Source organism: Exiguobacterium aurantiacum DSM 6208 (genome assembly GCF_000702585.1).
GTDB lineage: Bacteria > Bacillota > Bacilli > Exiguobacteriales > Exiguobacteriaceae > Exiguobacterium > Exiguobacterium aurantiacum.
In genome coordinates, this window is record NZ_JNIQ01000001.1 from 2,003,269 (window position 1) to 2,019,850 (window position 16,582).

Annotated in this window: 15 protein-coding genes; 4 read left to right on the forward strand and 11 right to left on the reverse strand. The window is 52.7% G+C overall.

The annotated features are described in order from the left end of the window. The 6 genes from P398_RS0110630 to P398_RS0110655 all read right to left on the reverse strand — a co-directional run bounded on the left by P398_RS0110630 (window position 1) and on the right by P398_RS0110655 (window position 9,552). Complete coding sequence (locus tag P398_RS0110630; RefSeq protein ID WP_029335176.1) at window positions 1–1,452, reverse strand: glutamate synthase subunit beta; 1,452 nt, start codon at window positions 1,450–1,452, stop codon at window positions 1–3. Continuing rightward, window positions 1,449–5,885, reverse strand: a complete 4,437-nt coding sequence (gltB, locus tag P398_RS0110635) for a glutamate synthase large subunit (RefSeq protein ID WP_029335178.1) — start codon at window positions 5,883–5,885, stop codon at window positions 1,449–1,451. Before gltB ends, P398_RS0110630 begins: the two co-directional genes overlap by 4 nt. Window positions 5,886–6,143: 258 nt before the next feature. Next, a complete protein-coding gene (locus tag P398_RS0110640; RefSeq protein WP_029335179.1) occupies window positions 6,144–6,893 on the reverse strand; it encodes a tryptophan-rich sensory protein in 750 nt (249 codons plus the stop codon). 111 nt (window positions 6,894–7,004) lie between these two features. Continuing rightward, entirely contained in the window at window positions 7,005–7,817 is an 813-nt protein-coding gene (locus P398_RS0110645; protein ID WP_024370296.1) for an aldo/keto reductase, read from the reverse strand. Between the two features lie 64 nt (window positions 7,818–7,881). Continuing rightward, a complete protein-coding gene (locus P398_RS0110650) occupies window positions 7,882–8,679 on the reverse strand; it encodes an ABC transporter permease subunit (protein WP_029335181.1) in 798 nt (265 codons plus the stop codon). Further along, window positions 8,680–9,552 (reverse strand): ABC transporter ATP-binding protein, encoded by an 873-nt coding sequence (locus P398_RS0110655; protein ID WP_029335183.1) that lies wholly within the window; start codon window positions 9,550–9,552, stop codon window positions 8,680–8,682. 119 nt (window positions 9,553–9,671) lie between these two features. Here P398_RS0110655 and P398_RS0110660 point away from each other — a divergent pair, with 119 nt between their 5' ends. Continuing rightward, window positions 9,672–10,241: a TetR/AcrR family transcriptional regulator gene (locus P398_RS0110660; protein WP_029335184.1), complete on the forward strand. Its 570-nt coding sequence runs from the start codon at window positions 9,672–9,674 to the stop codon at window positions 10,239–10,241. Between the two features lie 74 nt (window positions 10,242–10,315). Here the strand turns inward: P398_RS0110660 and P398_RS0110665 are convergent, their stop codons facing one another. The 5 genes from P398_RS0110665 to P398_RS0110685 all read right to left on the reverse strand — a co-directional run bounded on the left by P398_RS0110665 (window position 10,316) and on the right by P398_RS0110685 (window position 14,202). Continuing rightward, window positions 10,316–10,663 carry a hypothetical protein gene (locus tag P398_RS0110665; RefSeq protein ID WP_029335186.1) on the reverse strand — a complete coding sequence of 116 codons (348 nt, stop codon included), beginning with the start codon at window positions 10,661–10,663 and terminating at the stop codon, window positions 10,316–10,318. Between the two features lie 21 nt (window positions 10,664–10,684). Next, the gene (locus P398_RS0110670; RefSeq protein WP_029335191.1) at window positions 10,685–11,803 is read right to left on the reverse strand and encodes an NAD(P)/FAD-dependent oxidoreductase; all 1,119 of its coding nucleotides are present in this window, start codon (window positions 11,801–11,803) and stop codon (window positions 10,685–10,687) included. Window positions 11,804–11,886: 83 nt separating this feature from the next. Beyond that, window positions 11,887–12,621: a Bax inhibitor-1/YccA family protein gene (locus P398_RS0110675; RefSeq protein WP_024370290.1), complete on the reverse strand. Its 735-nt coding sequence runs from the start codon at window positions 12,619–12,621 to the stop codon at window positions 11,887–11,889. Between the two features lie 26 nt (window positions 12,622–12,647). Next, a complete protein-coding gene (locus tag P398_RS0110680) occupies window positions 12,648–13,172 on the reverse strand; it encodes a type 1 glutamine amidotransferase domain-containing protein (protein ID WP_024370289.1) in 525 nt (174 codons plus the stop codon). A gap of 109 nt (window positions 13,173–13,281) precedes the next feature. After that, window positions 13,282–14,202: an NAD(P)-dependent alcohol dehydrogenase gene (locus tag P398_RS0110685; protein ID WP_029335192.1), complete on the reverse strand. Its 921-nt coding sequence runs from the start codon at window positions 14,200–14,202 to the stop codon at window positions 13,282–13,284. 275 nt (window positions 14,203–14,477) lie between these two features. Between P398_RS0110685 and P398_RS0110690 the strand changes: the two genes are divergently transcribed. From P398_RS0110690 to P398_RS0110700, 3 genes are all read left to right on the forward strand, one after another. Next, window positions 14,478–15,167 (forward strand): Type 1 glutamine amidotransferase-like domain-containing protein, encoded by a 690-nt coding sequence (locus P398_RS0110690; protein ID WP_051638905.1) that lies wholly within the window; start codon window positions 14,478–14,480, stop codon window positions 15,165–15,167. A gap of 135 nt (window positions 15,168–15,302) precedes the next feature. Further along, the gene (locus tag P398_RS0110695; protein WP_029335198.1) at window positions 15,303–16,097 is read left to right on the forward strand and encodes a thymidylate synthase; all 795 of its coding nucleotides are present in this window, start codon (window positions 15,303–15,305) and stop codon (window positions 16,095–16,097) included. Further along, window positions 16,094–16,576 (forward strand): dihydrofolate reductase, encoded by a 483-nt coding sequence (locus tag P398_RS0110700; RefSeq protein WP_029335199.1) that lies wholly within the window; start codon window positions 16,094–16,096, stop codon window positions 16,574–16,576. The genes P398_RS0110695 and P398_RS0110700 overlap by 4 nt, the downstream gene beginning before the upstream one ends. Window positions 16,577–16,582 lie beyond the last annotated feature (6 nt).

Consider the following 16,582-nt stretch of genomic DNA (forward strand, 5'->3'; position numbering starts at 1 on the left):
TCATGATGAAGTTTTTAACTCCGTTTGACAAGCGTTCAAGTAAGCATCGACCTTCTCTGCCACTTCACGTCCTTCTCGAATCGCCCAGACAATCAAACTTTGGCCCCTGCGCGCGTCACCGGCAACAAACACCCCATCGAGGTTCGTCACATAGTCCCGCTTCGATTCGACGCCCAATTTTCTCAATTCTGGTTCCGGTCGTTCAAAGCCGATGGCGACGAGCACGAGGTCGGCCGCATACGTCTCTTTTGAACCTTCAACGACGAAGAAGGTGGCTTGACCGTCGGGTTTCACGACCTTCTCCATCCGTTCCGTTTCAATTCCTACAACCCGGTCCCCTTGTTTTACGATTCGGTTTGAGCGAATCAAGTACGTGCGCGGGTCGATATCCAAATGCTCGATTGCTTCCGCATACGCATAGTCCGTCGACAACGTGTCCGGTTGTAGCGGCCACGGACGATCTGGTGCTCGGAACAATCCTTTCTCAGGATGCTTACCGAATTGCGTCACCGATTTGGCGCCTTGCCGAATCGCTGTCGCGACACAGTCGGCACCGGTGTCGCCCCCACCGATGACGATGACTTCTTTACCGGCAGCTTCAAAGCGCGCCTCGACCGCTGTCCCGCCGAGTTCTCGTGTCGAAGCCGTCAAGTAGTCCATCGCCGCCTCGACTCCGGCCGCGTCATCCCCTTCGATACCGAGCGTCCGTTGTTTTTGAGCACCTGTCGCCAGGATGACGGCGTCGTATTTATCTCGCAACGACTCGACCGTCACGTCTGTGCCGACGTTCACACCGGTCTTGAAGCGAATGCCTTCTGCCTCGAGCAACTGCACCCGGCGACGGACGACATCTTTATCGAGTTTCATGTTAGGGATGCCATAAAACAGAAGGCCGCCTATCTCATCCGCCTTTTCAAACACGGTGACGACATGTCCGGCTTGATTCAACTGGTCGGCCGCGGCAAGACCGGCCGGCCCGCTACCGATAATGGCGACGTGGTAACCGGTGCGCATGCGGACATGCCTCGGTTCGACCCACCCTTGTTCGAAGGCACGGTCGATGATCGTTCGCTCGATCGACTTGATCGCAACCGGATCTTCACTAATGCCGAGCGTGCACGACCCCTCACAAGGGGCCGGACAGACCCGACCGGTAAATTCCGGGAAGTTATTCGTTTCCATCAACCGCTCGTAAGCACGTCGGAAATCTTGTTCACTGACGAGTTTGTTCCATTCGGGAATCAAGTTATGAATCGGACAGCCAATCGTCTCTTGTCCAATCATGTCACCGACGTGGCAAAACGGGGTCCCGCAGTCCATACAGCGCTCGGCCTGCTTGACGATCGGACCATCTTCCATCCGTGAAGCATACTCTTTATAATCATGGATCCGCTCGATTACCGTCCGCTCTGGGAGCGTCTCACGCGGAATGCTTAAAAATTTGTGTCTCATACTCCCCCTCCTTCTGTCACAACCCGGAACAGTTCGAGTGCCCGGTCCGCCTCACTCAACTCGGGCCGAGATGCCTCGAGCTGACGCATGACGTCAAGCACGTTCGCGTAATCACGCGGCACGACTTTGACGAAACGATGGCGCTCTTCTTCAAATGAATCTAGGATGAGCCTTGCTTTCACACTATCCGTGTGGAACTGGTGCAACTCGAGGAGCGCGTAAATTTGTTCCGCATCCTCATCGTTCAAGCCGTCGACGGCGACGAGTTCGTTGTTGACGAGTTCACTATAGTCCTGGTCCCCATACAAGTAGGCGACCCCTCCTGACATGCCGGCCCCGAAGTTGCGACCGATCTCACCGAGGACGACGACCGTCCCCCCGGTCATGTATTCGCACCCGTGGTCACCGACCCCTTCTGTGACAGCGACGGCACCGGAGTTACGAACGGCGAACCGTTCCCCTACATGGCCGTTGAAAAATGCCAAGCCATCTGTCGCTCCATACAGACAGACGTTTCCGGCGATGACTTGTTGCGATTCGTCGAACGGGGCATGTTTCTCGGCGATGACGGAAACTTTCCCGCCGCTCAAGCCTTTCCCGACGTAATCGTTCGCGTCGCCGATGACAGACAAGGTGATCCCTTTCGGAAGGAACGCCCCAAGACTTTGACCCGCCGAACCGCTGAGTCGAATCGAGATTGTATCTTCGGCGAGCCCGACTTTGCCATGCACTTTCGTCAATTCATAACCGAGCATCGTCCCGACGGCCCGATCGGTGTTGCGAATCCGACCGACGAAGAACGTCGGCTGCAGTGATTTGATCGAACGGGAGACGGCCGGCATGAGTTTCCGATGGTCATATGATTTGAACGCCGGATGTGGCAACTCTTCTTTTGCCGGCAAAGGTGTCGGCATACCGAGCATCGGGTTCAAGTCGAGTGTTTTTGCTTTGACGTGTTGTTGCTTCCAGGCACTTTCTTCTAACAGGTCGGTCCGTCCGATCACTTCTTCGAGCGACCTCGCACCGAGAGACGCCAAAATCTCGCGCACTTCTTCGGCGAGGAACGTCATCAAATTGACGACGTGCTCTGGTTTCCCCATGAATTTCTCACGAAGCGCCGGATCTTGTGTGGCGACGCCGACCGGACACGTATCAAGATGACAAGCGCGCATCATGATGCAACCGAGGACGACGAGCGGTGCCGTCGCGAACGCGTACTCTTCCGCCCCAAAAATCGCGGCCATGACGATGTCTCGGCCTGTCATGAGCTTGCCGTCCGTCTCGAGCGTGACGCGTCCACGGAGACCGTTCAAGGCTAGCGTCTGGTGGGTTTCAAGGAGTCCGAGTTCCCACGGGAGCCCGGTATGTTTGATCGACGTCCGTGGCGACGCACCGGTTCCTCCGTCATAGCCGGAGATGACGATCGTATCCGCGTTCGCTTTGGCGACACCGGCCGCAATCGTCCCGACACCCGATTTTGAGACGAGCTTGACGCTGATTTTCGCGTTCGGGTTCACGTGTTTCAAATCGAATATGAGCTGTGCCAAATCTTCGATCGAATAAATGTCGTGGTGTGGCGGCGGAGAAATGAGTCCGACACCCGGTACCGAACCACGGACCTCGGCCACCCAAGGGTAAACTTTGTTGCCCGGTAGTTGCCCGCCTTCGCCCGGTTTCGCGCCTTGAGCCATCTTGATTTGGATTTCGTCAGCGTGATACAAGTATTCAGCCGTCACACCGAAGCGTCCGCTCGCGACTTGTTTGATGCGGCTGATCCGTTCCGATCCGTCTTCATCTGGCACGAACCGGTTGCGGTCTTCGCCACCTTCGCCCGAGTTGCTCTTTCCACCGATTTGGTTCATGGCGATGGCGAGTGTCTCATGTGCTTCTTTCGATAACGAACCGAACGACATCGCGCCCGTCTTGAAACGACTGACGATCGACGCGACCGATTCGACTTCGTCGAGTGCGACTGGTTCTCGTACTTTGAAGCTGAACAGTTGTCGTAAAAACTGGCCCGAGGATTCATGCAGATGAACGTAAGCGTCGTAATAGCGGCGTTCATTCTCGCGACACGCCCGTTGCAACAGATGGATCGTCTTCGGGTTAAACGCGTGCTCTTCCCCATCAGCTCGCCATTGGAAGTCGGCACCTGCCTCGAGCGGCCGTTCTCGGTCGTAAGCCGCAACGTGCTGGGCGCGGCTCTCAGCCTCAAGTTCTGCGAAGCCAATACCAGAAAGTTGTGACGTCGTCCCCCGGAAATGCGTCTCGACGAGGCCGCGGTCTAAACCGACCGCCTCGAAGATTTGGGCGCCGCGATAACTTTGCACGGTCGAGATCCCCATCTTCGACATGACTTTCACGATCCCGTCGACCGTCGCCGCTTGATAACGTTTGACCGCCTCATCGAGCGAGTAGGACAGTTGATTCGTCTCGATTGCTTCCCGAATTGTGGCGTATGCCAAATATGGGTAGACGGCGTCGGCCCCATAACCGATCAACGCCGCGGCTTGATGAACTTCCCGCAACTCACCGCTCTCGCTGACGAGGCTGCATGATGCGCGCAAATTCGAACGGATGAGCCGTTGATGGACGGCGCTCATGACGAGTAGCGCCGGCATGGCGATCCGTTCTGCGCTCATGTCTCGATCGGACAAGACGATGACTTCCGCGCCTTCTTTCACGGCCGTTTCGACGCGCGCGAACAACGTCTCAAGCGAGTGTTCCAAGTCCTCGACGTACGTCGCATCGATGCGTTCGACACGCAACTTGGACTCGATACCGCGGAGCGTGACCGCGTCTAAGATTGGATGTTCGAGCCATACTCGGCTGGCGTGACCGCGCCCGGTATGGACCGGATTCGATTGCGGCCCGATCCACGTGAACGTCGCCGTGACGACTTTTTCACGGAGCGCATCGATTGGAGGGTTCGTCACTTGGGCGAAATGTTGTTTAAAGTAATGGAACAAAGAACGCGGCCGCTCTGAGAGGACGGCGACGGGTTGGTCATGCCCCATCGAACCGATCGGATCCTTCTTCTCACGGATGAGCGGGACGATATATTGTTCAATGTCTTCTTTCGTGTAACCGAACGCACGTTGTTTTAATAGAATGTCCGATATGACCGGCTCATCGACAGGAGCGTCCTCGAGCGTCTTCATTTGTTTTAGCCATTTGCCATAAGGTTCGGCACGCGAGATCGTCTGTTTAATCTCCGTATCGGGGATGAGTCGCTTCGATTCTAAGTCGATGAGCAACAATTGACCGGGACGAAGCCGTTCCTTTTTCAAGACTTTCTCGGCTTGGACCGGGATGACGCCGCTCTCTGACGACAAGATGAGTTCTCCGTCTGTCGTCTCGATATAACGCATCGGTCTAAGACCGTTTCGGTCGAGGATGGCACCGATTTGGCGGCCATCCGTGAAGACGACACCGGTCGGCCCGTCCCACGGTTCCATGATGGACGAGTGATACTGATAAAAATCTCGTTTTTGTTTATCGACTTTTCCTTCGATGAACGGTTCCGGGATGAGCATCATCGCCGTATGGGCGATCGACCGTCCAGTCCGGGTGAAGAACTCGAACGCATTGTCAAGCATCGACGAGTCGCTTCCTTCTTCCTGTAGCACGGGGAACAACCGGCCGACGTTCTCATACAAGTCCGTCTCAATCACGCCTTCACGGGCCCGCATCGCGTCGATGTTGCCGCGGAGTGTGTTGATTTCCCCGTTATGGACAATCATTCGATTCGGATGGGCCCGTTCCCATGACGGAAACGTGTTCGTCGAGAAACGTGAGTGAACGATTCCGAACGTGCTCTTGTAAAATGGCGACTGCAAGTCAATATAAAATCGTTCAATTTGTTCCGGTGTGAGCATTCCTTTATAAACGATCGTCTTCGTCGAGAAGCTAGGCATATACAGGTTGAGTTCATCGACTTTTTCAATGGTGCGGCGCAACTCGTACAGCGAGCGCTCGTTCGCGTCATAATCTAAATACGGGCAAGCGACGAACCACTGATAAATCGTCGGTTTCGTGACGCGCGCATGTTCGCCGATCGCAGAGGCGTCGACAGGAACTTCACGCCACGCGATTGTCGCCAAGTCGATCTCTTCCGCGAGACGCTCCATCATCTGTTGCTTGTCACGCAGCTTCGTCTCCTCAGGCTGAAAGAATACCATTCCGACCGCATAGTTGCCTGGTGCCGGCAGATTCATCGTCTGAAGGAACAATTCGTGTGGGATCTCGGTCATGATGCCCGCGCCGTCTCCGGCGTCAATCACACCTTGACCACCTCGGTGCTCGAGTTTGCAGAGCATGGATAGCGAACGGCTGACAATGTCGTGTTTTTTCTCTCCGTTAAGGTTGACGTATAGGCCGATGCCGCAAGCGTCTTTTTCGAATCGTGAATCGTACAAACTCGTCCGTTTCATCGAATCAACCCCTCTCTTTCGTACTTGTTCGTAAGTTTTATTTTGTTCTAAATATTCTGAAAAATCAAGCGGATTGTATACGTTTATGCATAACAATAGTCACACGTATAAGATTTGAAAGCGTTATCACTAGCTTTACCAAGCCTTTATTTAAAATAACTTATGATAAATAAAGAATAATTATCCATGAAATATATTAACTTTTAAGTTCTTGAGAACACAAAAAAAATGACCGTCATCAGTTGACGGTCATTTGGCTTATTGGATTGTTTTACGAGAGTGATGGAGAAACCCGCGCGGGCGTTTCCAAATGATGAGCCCGACATATCCGAGCGTGAGCAAAATCAACGCACTGACAAGGACGACGTAAAGCGTCGCGTTGTCGATTCTGGCGAAAATAGCGATATAGGCCCACACGAACACGAGTGGATAAATGAAATCACGGTGCCACCACATAAAGACGAGGGCGAGGACGACACCGACCATGAGCATGAGCGACGTCCAGGCGAGTTCATCGAGACCGAGCACGGTCGTGATGCGTTCTGTTTTCATGACGACGAACACGTTGACAATCGTCGCGACCGACACCCAGCCGATATAGACCGAGAAAGGAAAGCGATCGAGCCAGCTCGTCGATGTCCGGAACGCCACGTGATACAGCCATGCGAGCGTCGCCAAAAAGAGCACCATGACGACGAGCGAGGCGATGAACCATTCATTCGTGAAGGCGAGAAGCCACAAGCCGTTCAATATGCAGGAGACGAGAAACCCTGCCTTAATCCGATTCGCCTGCCGATTCGCGACCGACCCTTTTTTCAATTGTAAAACGAGCCAAACGGCGAGCGCCACGTAAATCAGTCCCCAAATCGAGAACGCGTAGCCGGCCGGTTTGAAGTAAATGTCGATCCGGTCCGACACTGCCGCATTATCCCCGCTCGCAAAGTAGTTGATGACGACGGTCGCCAAAAACGCCAGCCAGTTGATCAATGGCCATTTTGATAAGTCCATAAATAGGATCTCCCGAAGAAGATCTGACACCTCCTTTATTAACATAGTTTTCTATACCCATGAGACTCCGCTCATACACAAAAAGAGACCCAAAAACGGGTCTCAATGTGTTTAAAAATCAATATTGTCAGGATCTGGCCCTAGACGTTCGTTAGTCGCAGCCGCATCAATTTTCGCCATGTCGTCCGCATCGAGCGTGAAGTCGAACACGTCGAAGTTTTCTTTAATTCGATGTGGCGTCACCGATTTCGGCAAGGCGACGTTCCCTGTCTCCAAGTGCCAACGGAGGACGACTTGGGCTGGCGTCTTCCCATGCTTCTCGGCGATCTCCGCGAACACAGGGATGTCGAGGAACTTACCTTGCATGAGCGGGCTCCACGCCTCGATTTGGATACCTTCGTCTTGACAATACTCGACAAGGTCCGGTTGCGGTAGTTGTGGATGCAACTCGACTTGGTTGATGAGCGGTATCATGAGTCCCGCTTCTTTCAACGCCTCGAGGTGATGCTCTTTGAAGTTTGAGACACCGATCGCTTTGATCTTTCCAGCCTCATATAAATCAATGAGGTCTTTCCACGCCTCGACAAAGCCATCGACCGGCCAATGCAAGAGGCACAAGTCCAAGTAGTCCGTCTCAAGGCGCGCGAGCGATTCGGCGAACGCTTCCTTCGTCCGTCCTTGACGGATATCCTCGTTCCATATCTTCGACGTCAAGAAGATGTCGTCGCGGCTGACTCCTGAAGTCGTAATGCCTTTAGCTACGCCCTCTTCGTTTTTATAGACGGCTGCCGTATCGATATGGCGGTAACCGACTTTTAACGCCTCAGCGACCGCTTGTGGCGCCTCGGTCTCATTATCGACTTGCCAGACGCCGAACCCAATCATCGGGATTTGAACGCCATTTCGTAACGTTGCGAGTTGCATATCATCATTCCCCTTTCAACTGTTCGAGCTGATTGTAACATACCCGAGATCTTATTCCGAAAAACTAAATCGTCAAATCTTTTCGGGTGAAGCGGGCATAGCAAGCTAACGCGGCAAAGAGGAACAATCCACTCAGCACGAGTAGGGACAGCAAGGGAACGTCGCCTCCCACTTGGGCGTTAGCGTCAAACAGCGAAAAGAGCGATAAACGTTCGAGCCACTCGAGCCGCTCGCTGAAACCAGAGAAAATGTTCGCGATCAAGAAGAGAGCGAACAAGCCACCCGTCACCATGTAAGAACGGGTGCTGTCATCGAACAGACTCGCTAGAATATAGGCGATGGCACCGAGAACGAGTAAAATGAGACCCGCGTTCAATTGCAACGTCCACATGACGCCGTAATCGATTGCCAAGTCAAACAGCACGTCAGCGAGCGTTAGGCTCAGTCCGTTCAACCCGACGAATAGAATCGTTGCGATGAGCAAGACGACAAGACTCGCCGAGACGTAGGCACGTCGTGAGATTGGTGCCGCCATGAACAGCATGACTTCTCCCGAATCGACCGGTTTCCCCATGAGTCGTGATGCAAACGTGAGCGCGAACAAGATCGCGAGGACGTAAAAGATGAGGCCATAATAGTTGCCTCCGAGTAAATTGATGACGTTGTCCATTGCGAGAGTCGGGTCGATCTTGAACACCTCGAGCAGCTCAGGGGGCAATGATTCGAGTTTCCCTTCGATCAAGCCTGTCTCTTTGATCGACGGAAAGACAGAGGCCAAGAAGAACAAATATAGACTCGTTCCGATCGAGTATCCTAAAATCCAACTGCGGTTTTGTTTAAATAGCGATGCGATCAATACCATTTACGTCGCCTCCCCATAATATTGCATGAACATGTGCTCGAGCTCGTCGGCCCCGCTCGTGAGCGACTCCACTTCAAATTGCGTCAACATGGCGAGAAATCCGTTCAGTTCTTCTGGACTCGAAATCGAGACGACGACGTTGCGACCGTCGCGTGTCCCGATCTGTGACGCCAGCGCACCCGCATCGGTCTCGCTTTTCAACCCGACCTGATACGTCTTCACACTTCTTCGCTTTAGTTCGTTCATCTCGGACTCAATGATAATCCGTCCGTCTCTAATGAGCGCGGCCCGGTCACACGTCTTCTCCATCTCCGGAAAGTGGTGGGAGCTCATTAAGATGGCTTTCCCAGACGCTTTCTCGGCGAGCACCCATTCGATGAGCCGTTCTTGCATGAGCGGGTCGAGACCACTCGTCGGTTCGTCCAACAAATAAACGGGGGCATCTTTCATGAAGCACGTCACGATTGCTAGCTTTTGTTTCATCCCTTTTGACATTTTTCGGACTTTTAACGTCGTATCGAACGCAAAGATTTGGCGGAGACGTGTCTCTCGTTCAATACTCGTCTCGTGCAGGCGACTCGTCAGCCGAATGATCTCTTCCCCCGTCATGTCTTGCGGGTAATTGATCTCGCCGGGCAAGTAGCCGACGTACGCCTTCACCGTCTCACTCTCCCGCCAACAATCATGTCCCATGATCGTCGCTTTACCAGAGTCGCCATGAAGCAACCCCATCAAGTGGCGGATCGTCGTCGATTTACCTGCCCCGTTCGGACCGATGAAACCAAAGACGGTCCCTCGTTCGACCGCCAACGAGACGTCAAAGATACCGTGCGACGCGTCGAACCGCTTCGTCAACCGCTCGATTTGAATCATGGATATCCCCCCTATTTTTGAAATATATGAACATTATCATTACAAAACTAGTATATCACGTTATTTTTTGAAATGGAAATGGTATATTGATTACAAAATAATAGAAGGGAGGGTTACTGATGGACGGATTCACGAAACGGACCGAAGAGAAGCGCCGAGCCATACTCGAGGCCGCTCGGACGCTCATGACAAAAGAACAGTCGCGCTTTACGATCAACGAGCTTGCCCGTGCCGCCTCGGTCTCTCCTGTCTCGATTTACAATTACTTCGGTTCGAAAGAGCAAGTCATCCTGCACGTCCTCACGCACCTGACCGTGCAAGAAATGAATTGGATCGAGCAGCGGATCGAGGAACAGATCCCGTTTGAGCAGTTGTTGATTGACATTTTGAGACGAAAAATTGAATCGGCGGGAATGTTCGACGACACGGTGTTGACGATCGTCACGACCGACCCATCGTGGCAACAACTCGCGGCCCGCGGGTACGCCGCGTTTCGGAACTTGATCGAGTACGGCAAGATGACCGGAGCGGTCGACCCGGACATCTCGACCGACGCTTATTTGCGCTACGTTCAATTGATGCAACATGCCATCTTGTCGGACCCTCAACTTTCCACGGCACAGATGACCGACACGATGCGCGAACATTTTCATTTTTTCCTCCACGGAATCATGAGAAAAAATAACTAAAAAGTCGCCTTCCCCTTCTTGTGCGTGTAGAAGTGATAGGCGACTTTTTATATTCCGGTAACGTAGTGGAGATGCTACTCTTGAAGTTCAGGGGGGATGTACGAATCCACGTCCAATTCGTCTCCGCAGGCGATAATCAGTTCCGAACTTTTCGGCGTCATAAAGACACCCATGCGTTGACAAACCAATCCTTCCATCATCGGTTCAACATGAACGTGTCGGCCGACTTCGAAGCGGTGTGCCATTCGAATCAACTCCGTGCCGAGACCAATCATGGCATTTTGGCTCAATGAGATCATCACCTTGCTTTGCGGGCTGACGTTTTCCCACGACTCATCAAACACCATGACCGTGCCTACATTATCCGCCAGCTGCTCAAACTCATCATTTTCATCGTCGATCAAATCAAATTCGTACCGCATTCGTTCACTGCCTTGCTTCGATTAGTTGTCTTCCGTTTTAAATACCGATTCCGCCATCGGATAGAGTGATAGATCAAGCTCACAGTCCCCGGTCAGAACGAGGTCCGCGAGCACTTTCCCAATGTACGGACCGACTGTCAAACCGGATGACCCGAGACCGTTCGCGACGAGCAACTGCTCCGCTCCCGGCACGCGACCGAGAATCGGAATCGAGTTCGGGGTGACCGGACGGAAGCCGACCCGCGTCTCAATCAGTTCGGCTTCGGCGAGTCCCGGGGCCGATTCTAACCCTTTCGAGAGCACCTCATGAATCCCGATTGCCGTCGGTCGTGTGTCGAACGCCTTCCCCCGCTCATGTGTCGAGCCGATGACGATTCGTCCTGCTTCAAATCCGAGCAAATAGCGGCGACGCGGCGGCATGACGACCGGCCAGTCGGACGCGTCTGTATCTGGCAGCTGTACGTGCACGATTTGCGCTTTTTCCCCGGCGACACGGGCCGTGTAACCAATCGGCTCCATCAACTCGGGCAACCACGCCCCGCAGGCGAGCACGATCTCATCTGCCTCAAAGCGGACACCGTCGCACTCGACATGATAGCCGTCCGTTTCAACGAGGACGGCCGAGCCGTCAATCAAGGTCACGCCGCGCTTCACGGCGACCCGTTCGAGGGCCGCTCGCAACTTCTCCCCATCGACGCGAGCCCCGCCTGCGACGAGGAGAGCGTCATATTCGTCCGAGAGCGGTGGGAACAGCGCTCTCGCTTCTTCTGCCGTCAGCCGGGTCAAGTCACCGATTTCAGGTGCTTCTTCCCGGCGCAGCGCCGTCCGTTCTTGCATCTCGTTCAACTTCTTGTCTTCATGTAAAGCGAGCGTCCCGACACGTTTGTAACCGGTCTCTGTCTCGCCTTCTCGCTTCAAGTCGTCGACGACTGTCGCATAGTGGCGGGCACCGCCTTTGGCGAGCGCGTACCATGCCTTGTTACGGCGCTGGGCGATCCACGGGCAGACGATCCCTGCCGCGGCGTCGGTCGCCCGTCCGACTTCTTTTCTGTCAATGACGGTGACATCAGCTTTCCCCGCCAAATGATAAGCGGCCGAGATACCGACGATCCCTGAACCGATGATGATGACTTTCTTCATACGTTTCGCCCTCAACGGATGAGGGCATTCACATCCTTTCCTGTCTTCCTGAAAAAAATCACCGGCCTTGTGGCCGATGATTTTTAGTCGCGCATCGCGAGACGATACAATAAGTCGAGCAACTCGATATAGAGCCAGATGAGCGTCACAATCAAACCGAACGCGGCCACCCACTCGAGATGTTTCGGTGCCCGGTCTTCGACTTGTCGCGCGATATAGTCGAAGTCGAGAACGAGCGCGAGCGAGGCGATGATGACGATCACGAACTGGACACCGATTGCGAGCGGTGATGAACCTGTCATGAACGGTAGTCCTGCTCCGAAGAAACTCATCCCGATTTGGAAGAGATAAAGGAGCATGACCGTAAAGATGGCGGCCATGATACCGGCGCGGAACTTCTGCGTCACTTTGACGAGACCTGTCGAGTAGACGAACCACATCGCGAAAGCGACGACGAACGTCGTCAACACGGCACGACCGACGATGCCTGGCACCATTGATTCAAAGAAGTACGAGATCGTCCCGACGAAGACGCCTTCGACGATCCCGTAGAGCGGGGCGACGACAGGTGCCGTGTGCGGTTTGAACATGATGACGAGCGCGAGCAATAGCCCAAGGATGAGCGACCCGATCATGATCGGGAAGAGAAGGCCTTCTCCGATCGTTGGGACGAGCGACCATGTCACTCCGGCAGTCGCTGTGACGAGCATGAGCAACATGAAGATTTTAGACCACGTACCGGCTTTCGTCATCGGTGCGGTCGCATAAGAAGACGTCTCCATCGATTTGCGGAGAATTGGATTTGATTTAAGGTTCAACGTTCGTAAGCTCCTTTATAAGTTGTTCAGCGCTTCGCCATCACATCGATGAAGGCGCGCATATAATCTGGCAAATCAGGTGGACGACGACTCGAAACGATATGCCCATCGACGACGACCGGCTCATCATGCCAGATCGCACCTGCGTTTTCCATATCATCTTTAATGCCTGGTGTGCTTGTAACGTTGACACCTTTAAGAATGTCAGCGGAAATGAGCACCCAGCCGGCATGGCAAATTTGACCGATCGGACGTTTTTGGTCATGCATATAACGGACGAACCCTTTCACCGAGTCAAAGCGACGTAACAAGTCTGGTGACCAACCACCAGGCACGAGCAACGCATCGAATGACGTGATGTCCACGTCTTCAAACGCGACGTCGGACTTTGCGGGAACGCCATATTTCCCCGTGTAGACGTGCGCACCTTTCTCCCCGGCGAGGATGACGTTCGCGCCTTCCTCTCGCAAGCGGTGGATCGGATACCACAGTTCTAAATCTTCAAAATCGTCACTGACGATTTGCAGGATGTTCATACCTTGTAATTTCATCGAACCCCTCCCTTTCATTGTCTTTCACAAGTATACCCTATAAGCAACGTGGCGAAAACAAAGACTATCGACGAAACGCACGCCTTTAACCTTTAACTTATTTGTTCAATTAATCCGTTCGTGCCACTGTCACGATGACATTTCCGGTCTTCCCGCCCGCATCCACGTAACGATGGGCCGCGACGATGTCCTCGAGCGGATAAATCGAGTCAATGACGGCTCTCACACGTCCCGAGTCGAACAGTTCGTTCAGAAAAGTCAGGTCCTCCTTCCGTTCACTTGAGACACCTTGACCGGCTACGGAACTAAACTTTCCATGTTCCCCGATATGCTTACGGGCCATTTGTTTATCGATTTTACCGGCCGCATCAAACACGGCGTCATACATGGTCAAGTTGTTATCGTATCCTGCTGTCGTATAATCGACCACAACGTCTGCCCCTAAACTTCTTACGAGTTCAAAATTTCGTTCCCTACAGACAGCCGTCACGTGAGCCCCGTAATATTTCGCGATTTGAACGGCCATTGAACCGACTGCACCGGAAGCCCCGTATATCAATACGGTCTTCGCTTGCTCAATGTTCACTTTTCGCAAAAAATGAAGGGCGGTCGTCCCGCCGAACGGTAGGCATGCCGCTTCGACATAGCTAGCGTTTTGAGGCATGAGTTCGACACACTTACTCTCTTTGACACACGCATATTCGGCGTATCCTCCGAATCGCATCCCGGTCAACGCATAGACGCGATCTCCGACCTTGAAATGCTCGACGCGTCTGCCCGTCTCAACGACTTCCCCTGCCAAGACGACACCTAAAATCGGCTGTCGCGGCGCCGTGAAACCGACGACGACCCGCATCGGAAGCTTACCAGCTGCCGGTACATCGAGTGCTCGTAGGCGGCGGTCTCCTGAATGGACGGCCGAAGTATGAACTTTAATCATCAGATCAAAGTCTTTCGGCACAGGCTTGTCCACCACTTGAAGCTGTAGCACATCCGGCGGCCCATATGCGGTACAAATTACTGCTCTCATCGTAAACCTCCTTTTTGTCGCACGAAGTTGTTACTAATGAATTCACCGTTTCAACGAAAGATAATCAAATGGAAAGTCACCTCGTTCATAGGATGTCATTACTTATCAAACGAGCTGAGGAATCGGAACGATTGCTGAAAGAAAAGCTGTTGATTCGAAGGGCCGTCCATATTCCTCTCTATAAAGAAGTACTTCATATTATTTTTGGAAAAGATTCCAACTAAATCGGGTACAATAAGATTGATTCCTCAATCATCTGTTGAAGGAGACTTAATATGGTTACGTACTACTATCTAGGCTGGTTCAACAATTTCTTCCCAAATAATTTGGCCCATGCATTATCTCGAGACACGACGACTCGTCATTCGCTCGTGATGATCAGTTCGAATCCTGCCTCCACTTCAGTAAACGGGTTCACCGAACTGTCTTGGTTAGAGGATGCGGGAATTATATTTGACGAGTACCATCTAATCAATTACGAAGTAGGTCAGAAAGAGGCGAAACGCCGGATTAGTGAGGCTTCGATGATTTTTCTATTAGGTGGGGACACCGTAAAACAAAACATGTTTTTATATGAGTACGATTTATTAGAGTCGATTCAATCTAATGGTGGTATTGTCATCGGAGCCAGTGCAGGCGCAATCAATATGTCTTCGAAATGGGTTTGCTCCCCAAACTTAGGTTATTCGACTTCCGCAACGACGATTTACAACGGCCTGGCGTTACATGACTTTTCAGTTCTCTCCCACTTCGATCTCGAACATAACATGGGTGTAGTCAAACAAGAGCTCGCCCTTTTATCCGAAGAGTTGCCGGTCTATGCGTCCAACAAAGACTGTGCGATTCGGGTTCAAGAAAAGAGGATTGAGATTTTTGGGGATGTGTATTTATACTCTCAACGAAACATGACGAAGCTAACAGAGGGCGTCCATTCTGTCACGGACTACCCATCCCCGCTCCAATAACGTTCGCTCCAGAAATCGACGTACTTTCAGACAAATACATCTGCATATAGAATTCGGAACGTTATGTCATCAATATATTGTGTTATAATAAGTGCGTCTTTATGTTAATTTTTAACGAGAAAGGGGACTTCCCACATGAAACAATACCATGATTTATGCACCCATATCCTCGAGAACGGTGTCGTCAAAGAAGACCGGACCGGCACCGGGACGACGAGCGTCTTCGGCTATCAGATGCGTTTCAACCTTCAGGACGGGTTCCCCCTCATCACGACGAAAAAACTACATACACGTTCAATCATCCATGAACTGCTCTGGTTCATCACGGGCGACACGAACGTCAAGTATTTGCAAGACAACGGCGTCCGTATTTGGAACGAGTGGGCCGATGAGGACGGCAACCTCGGTCCCGTCTACGGTGCCCAGTGGCGCTCGTTCCCGAAACCGGACGGCACGAGCGTCGACCAGCTCGCCGAAGTGATTGAACAGATCAAGACGAACCCCGACTCACGTCGCCTAGTCGTATCGGCTTGGAACCCGGGTCAACTTGAAGATATGGCGCTCCCGCCGTGCCATTTGTTGTTCCAGTTTTATGTCGCGGACGGGAAGTTATCGTGCCAGCTTTATCAACGAAGCGCGGACACGTTCCTCGGCGTCCCGTTCAATATCGCGTCATACGCCTTGTTGACTCATATGGTCGCGCACGTCACGAACCTTGAGGTCGGTGACTTCGTCCACACACTCGGCGATGCGCACATTTACCATAACCATCTCGAACAAGTGAAACTCCAGTTGACACGTGAGCCGCGTCCGCTCCCGAAACTTAACATTTTGCGTGACGTCTCATCGATCGAGGACTTCCGTTTTGAAGATTTTGAGATTGTCGATTATGACCCGCATCCGCATATTAAAGGAGAGGTGAGCGTATGATCATCCACGTCGTCGCTTACGGAACGAATCGTGAGATCGGAAAAGATAACGGCTTGTTATGGAAACTTCCAGACGACTTGAAACAGTTCAAAGCGATCACGACCGGCCAGACGATCGTGATGGGCCGAAAGACGTATGAATCGATCGGCCGGGCCTTGCCGCACCGACGTAACATCGTCGTCACGACGGATGAGACGTTCGAGGCCGAAGGGGTCGAGGTGTGGCACGATCTCGACCGGCTCAACGGGTCAGATACGTCTGAAGATTTCTATGTCATTGGTGGGGCGACTCTTTATGAGCAGACGATGCCGTTCACGGACCGTTTTTACGTGACAGAAGTCGACGGGACTTTCGAGGCAGACACGTTTTACCCGGAACTCCCTGACGTCGTCATCACGCGCGAGCAATCACACCTTGCCGACGAACGCCACGCGTACGGTTTCACATTTTATCAATACGACAGAAAAGACATCGACTGAGTCGAT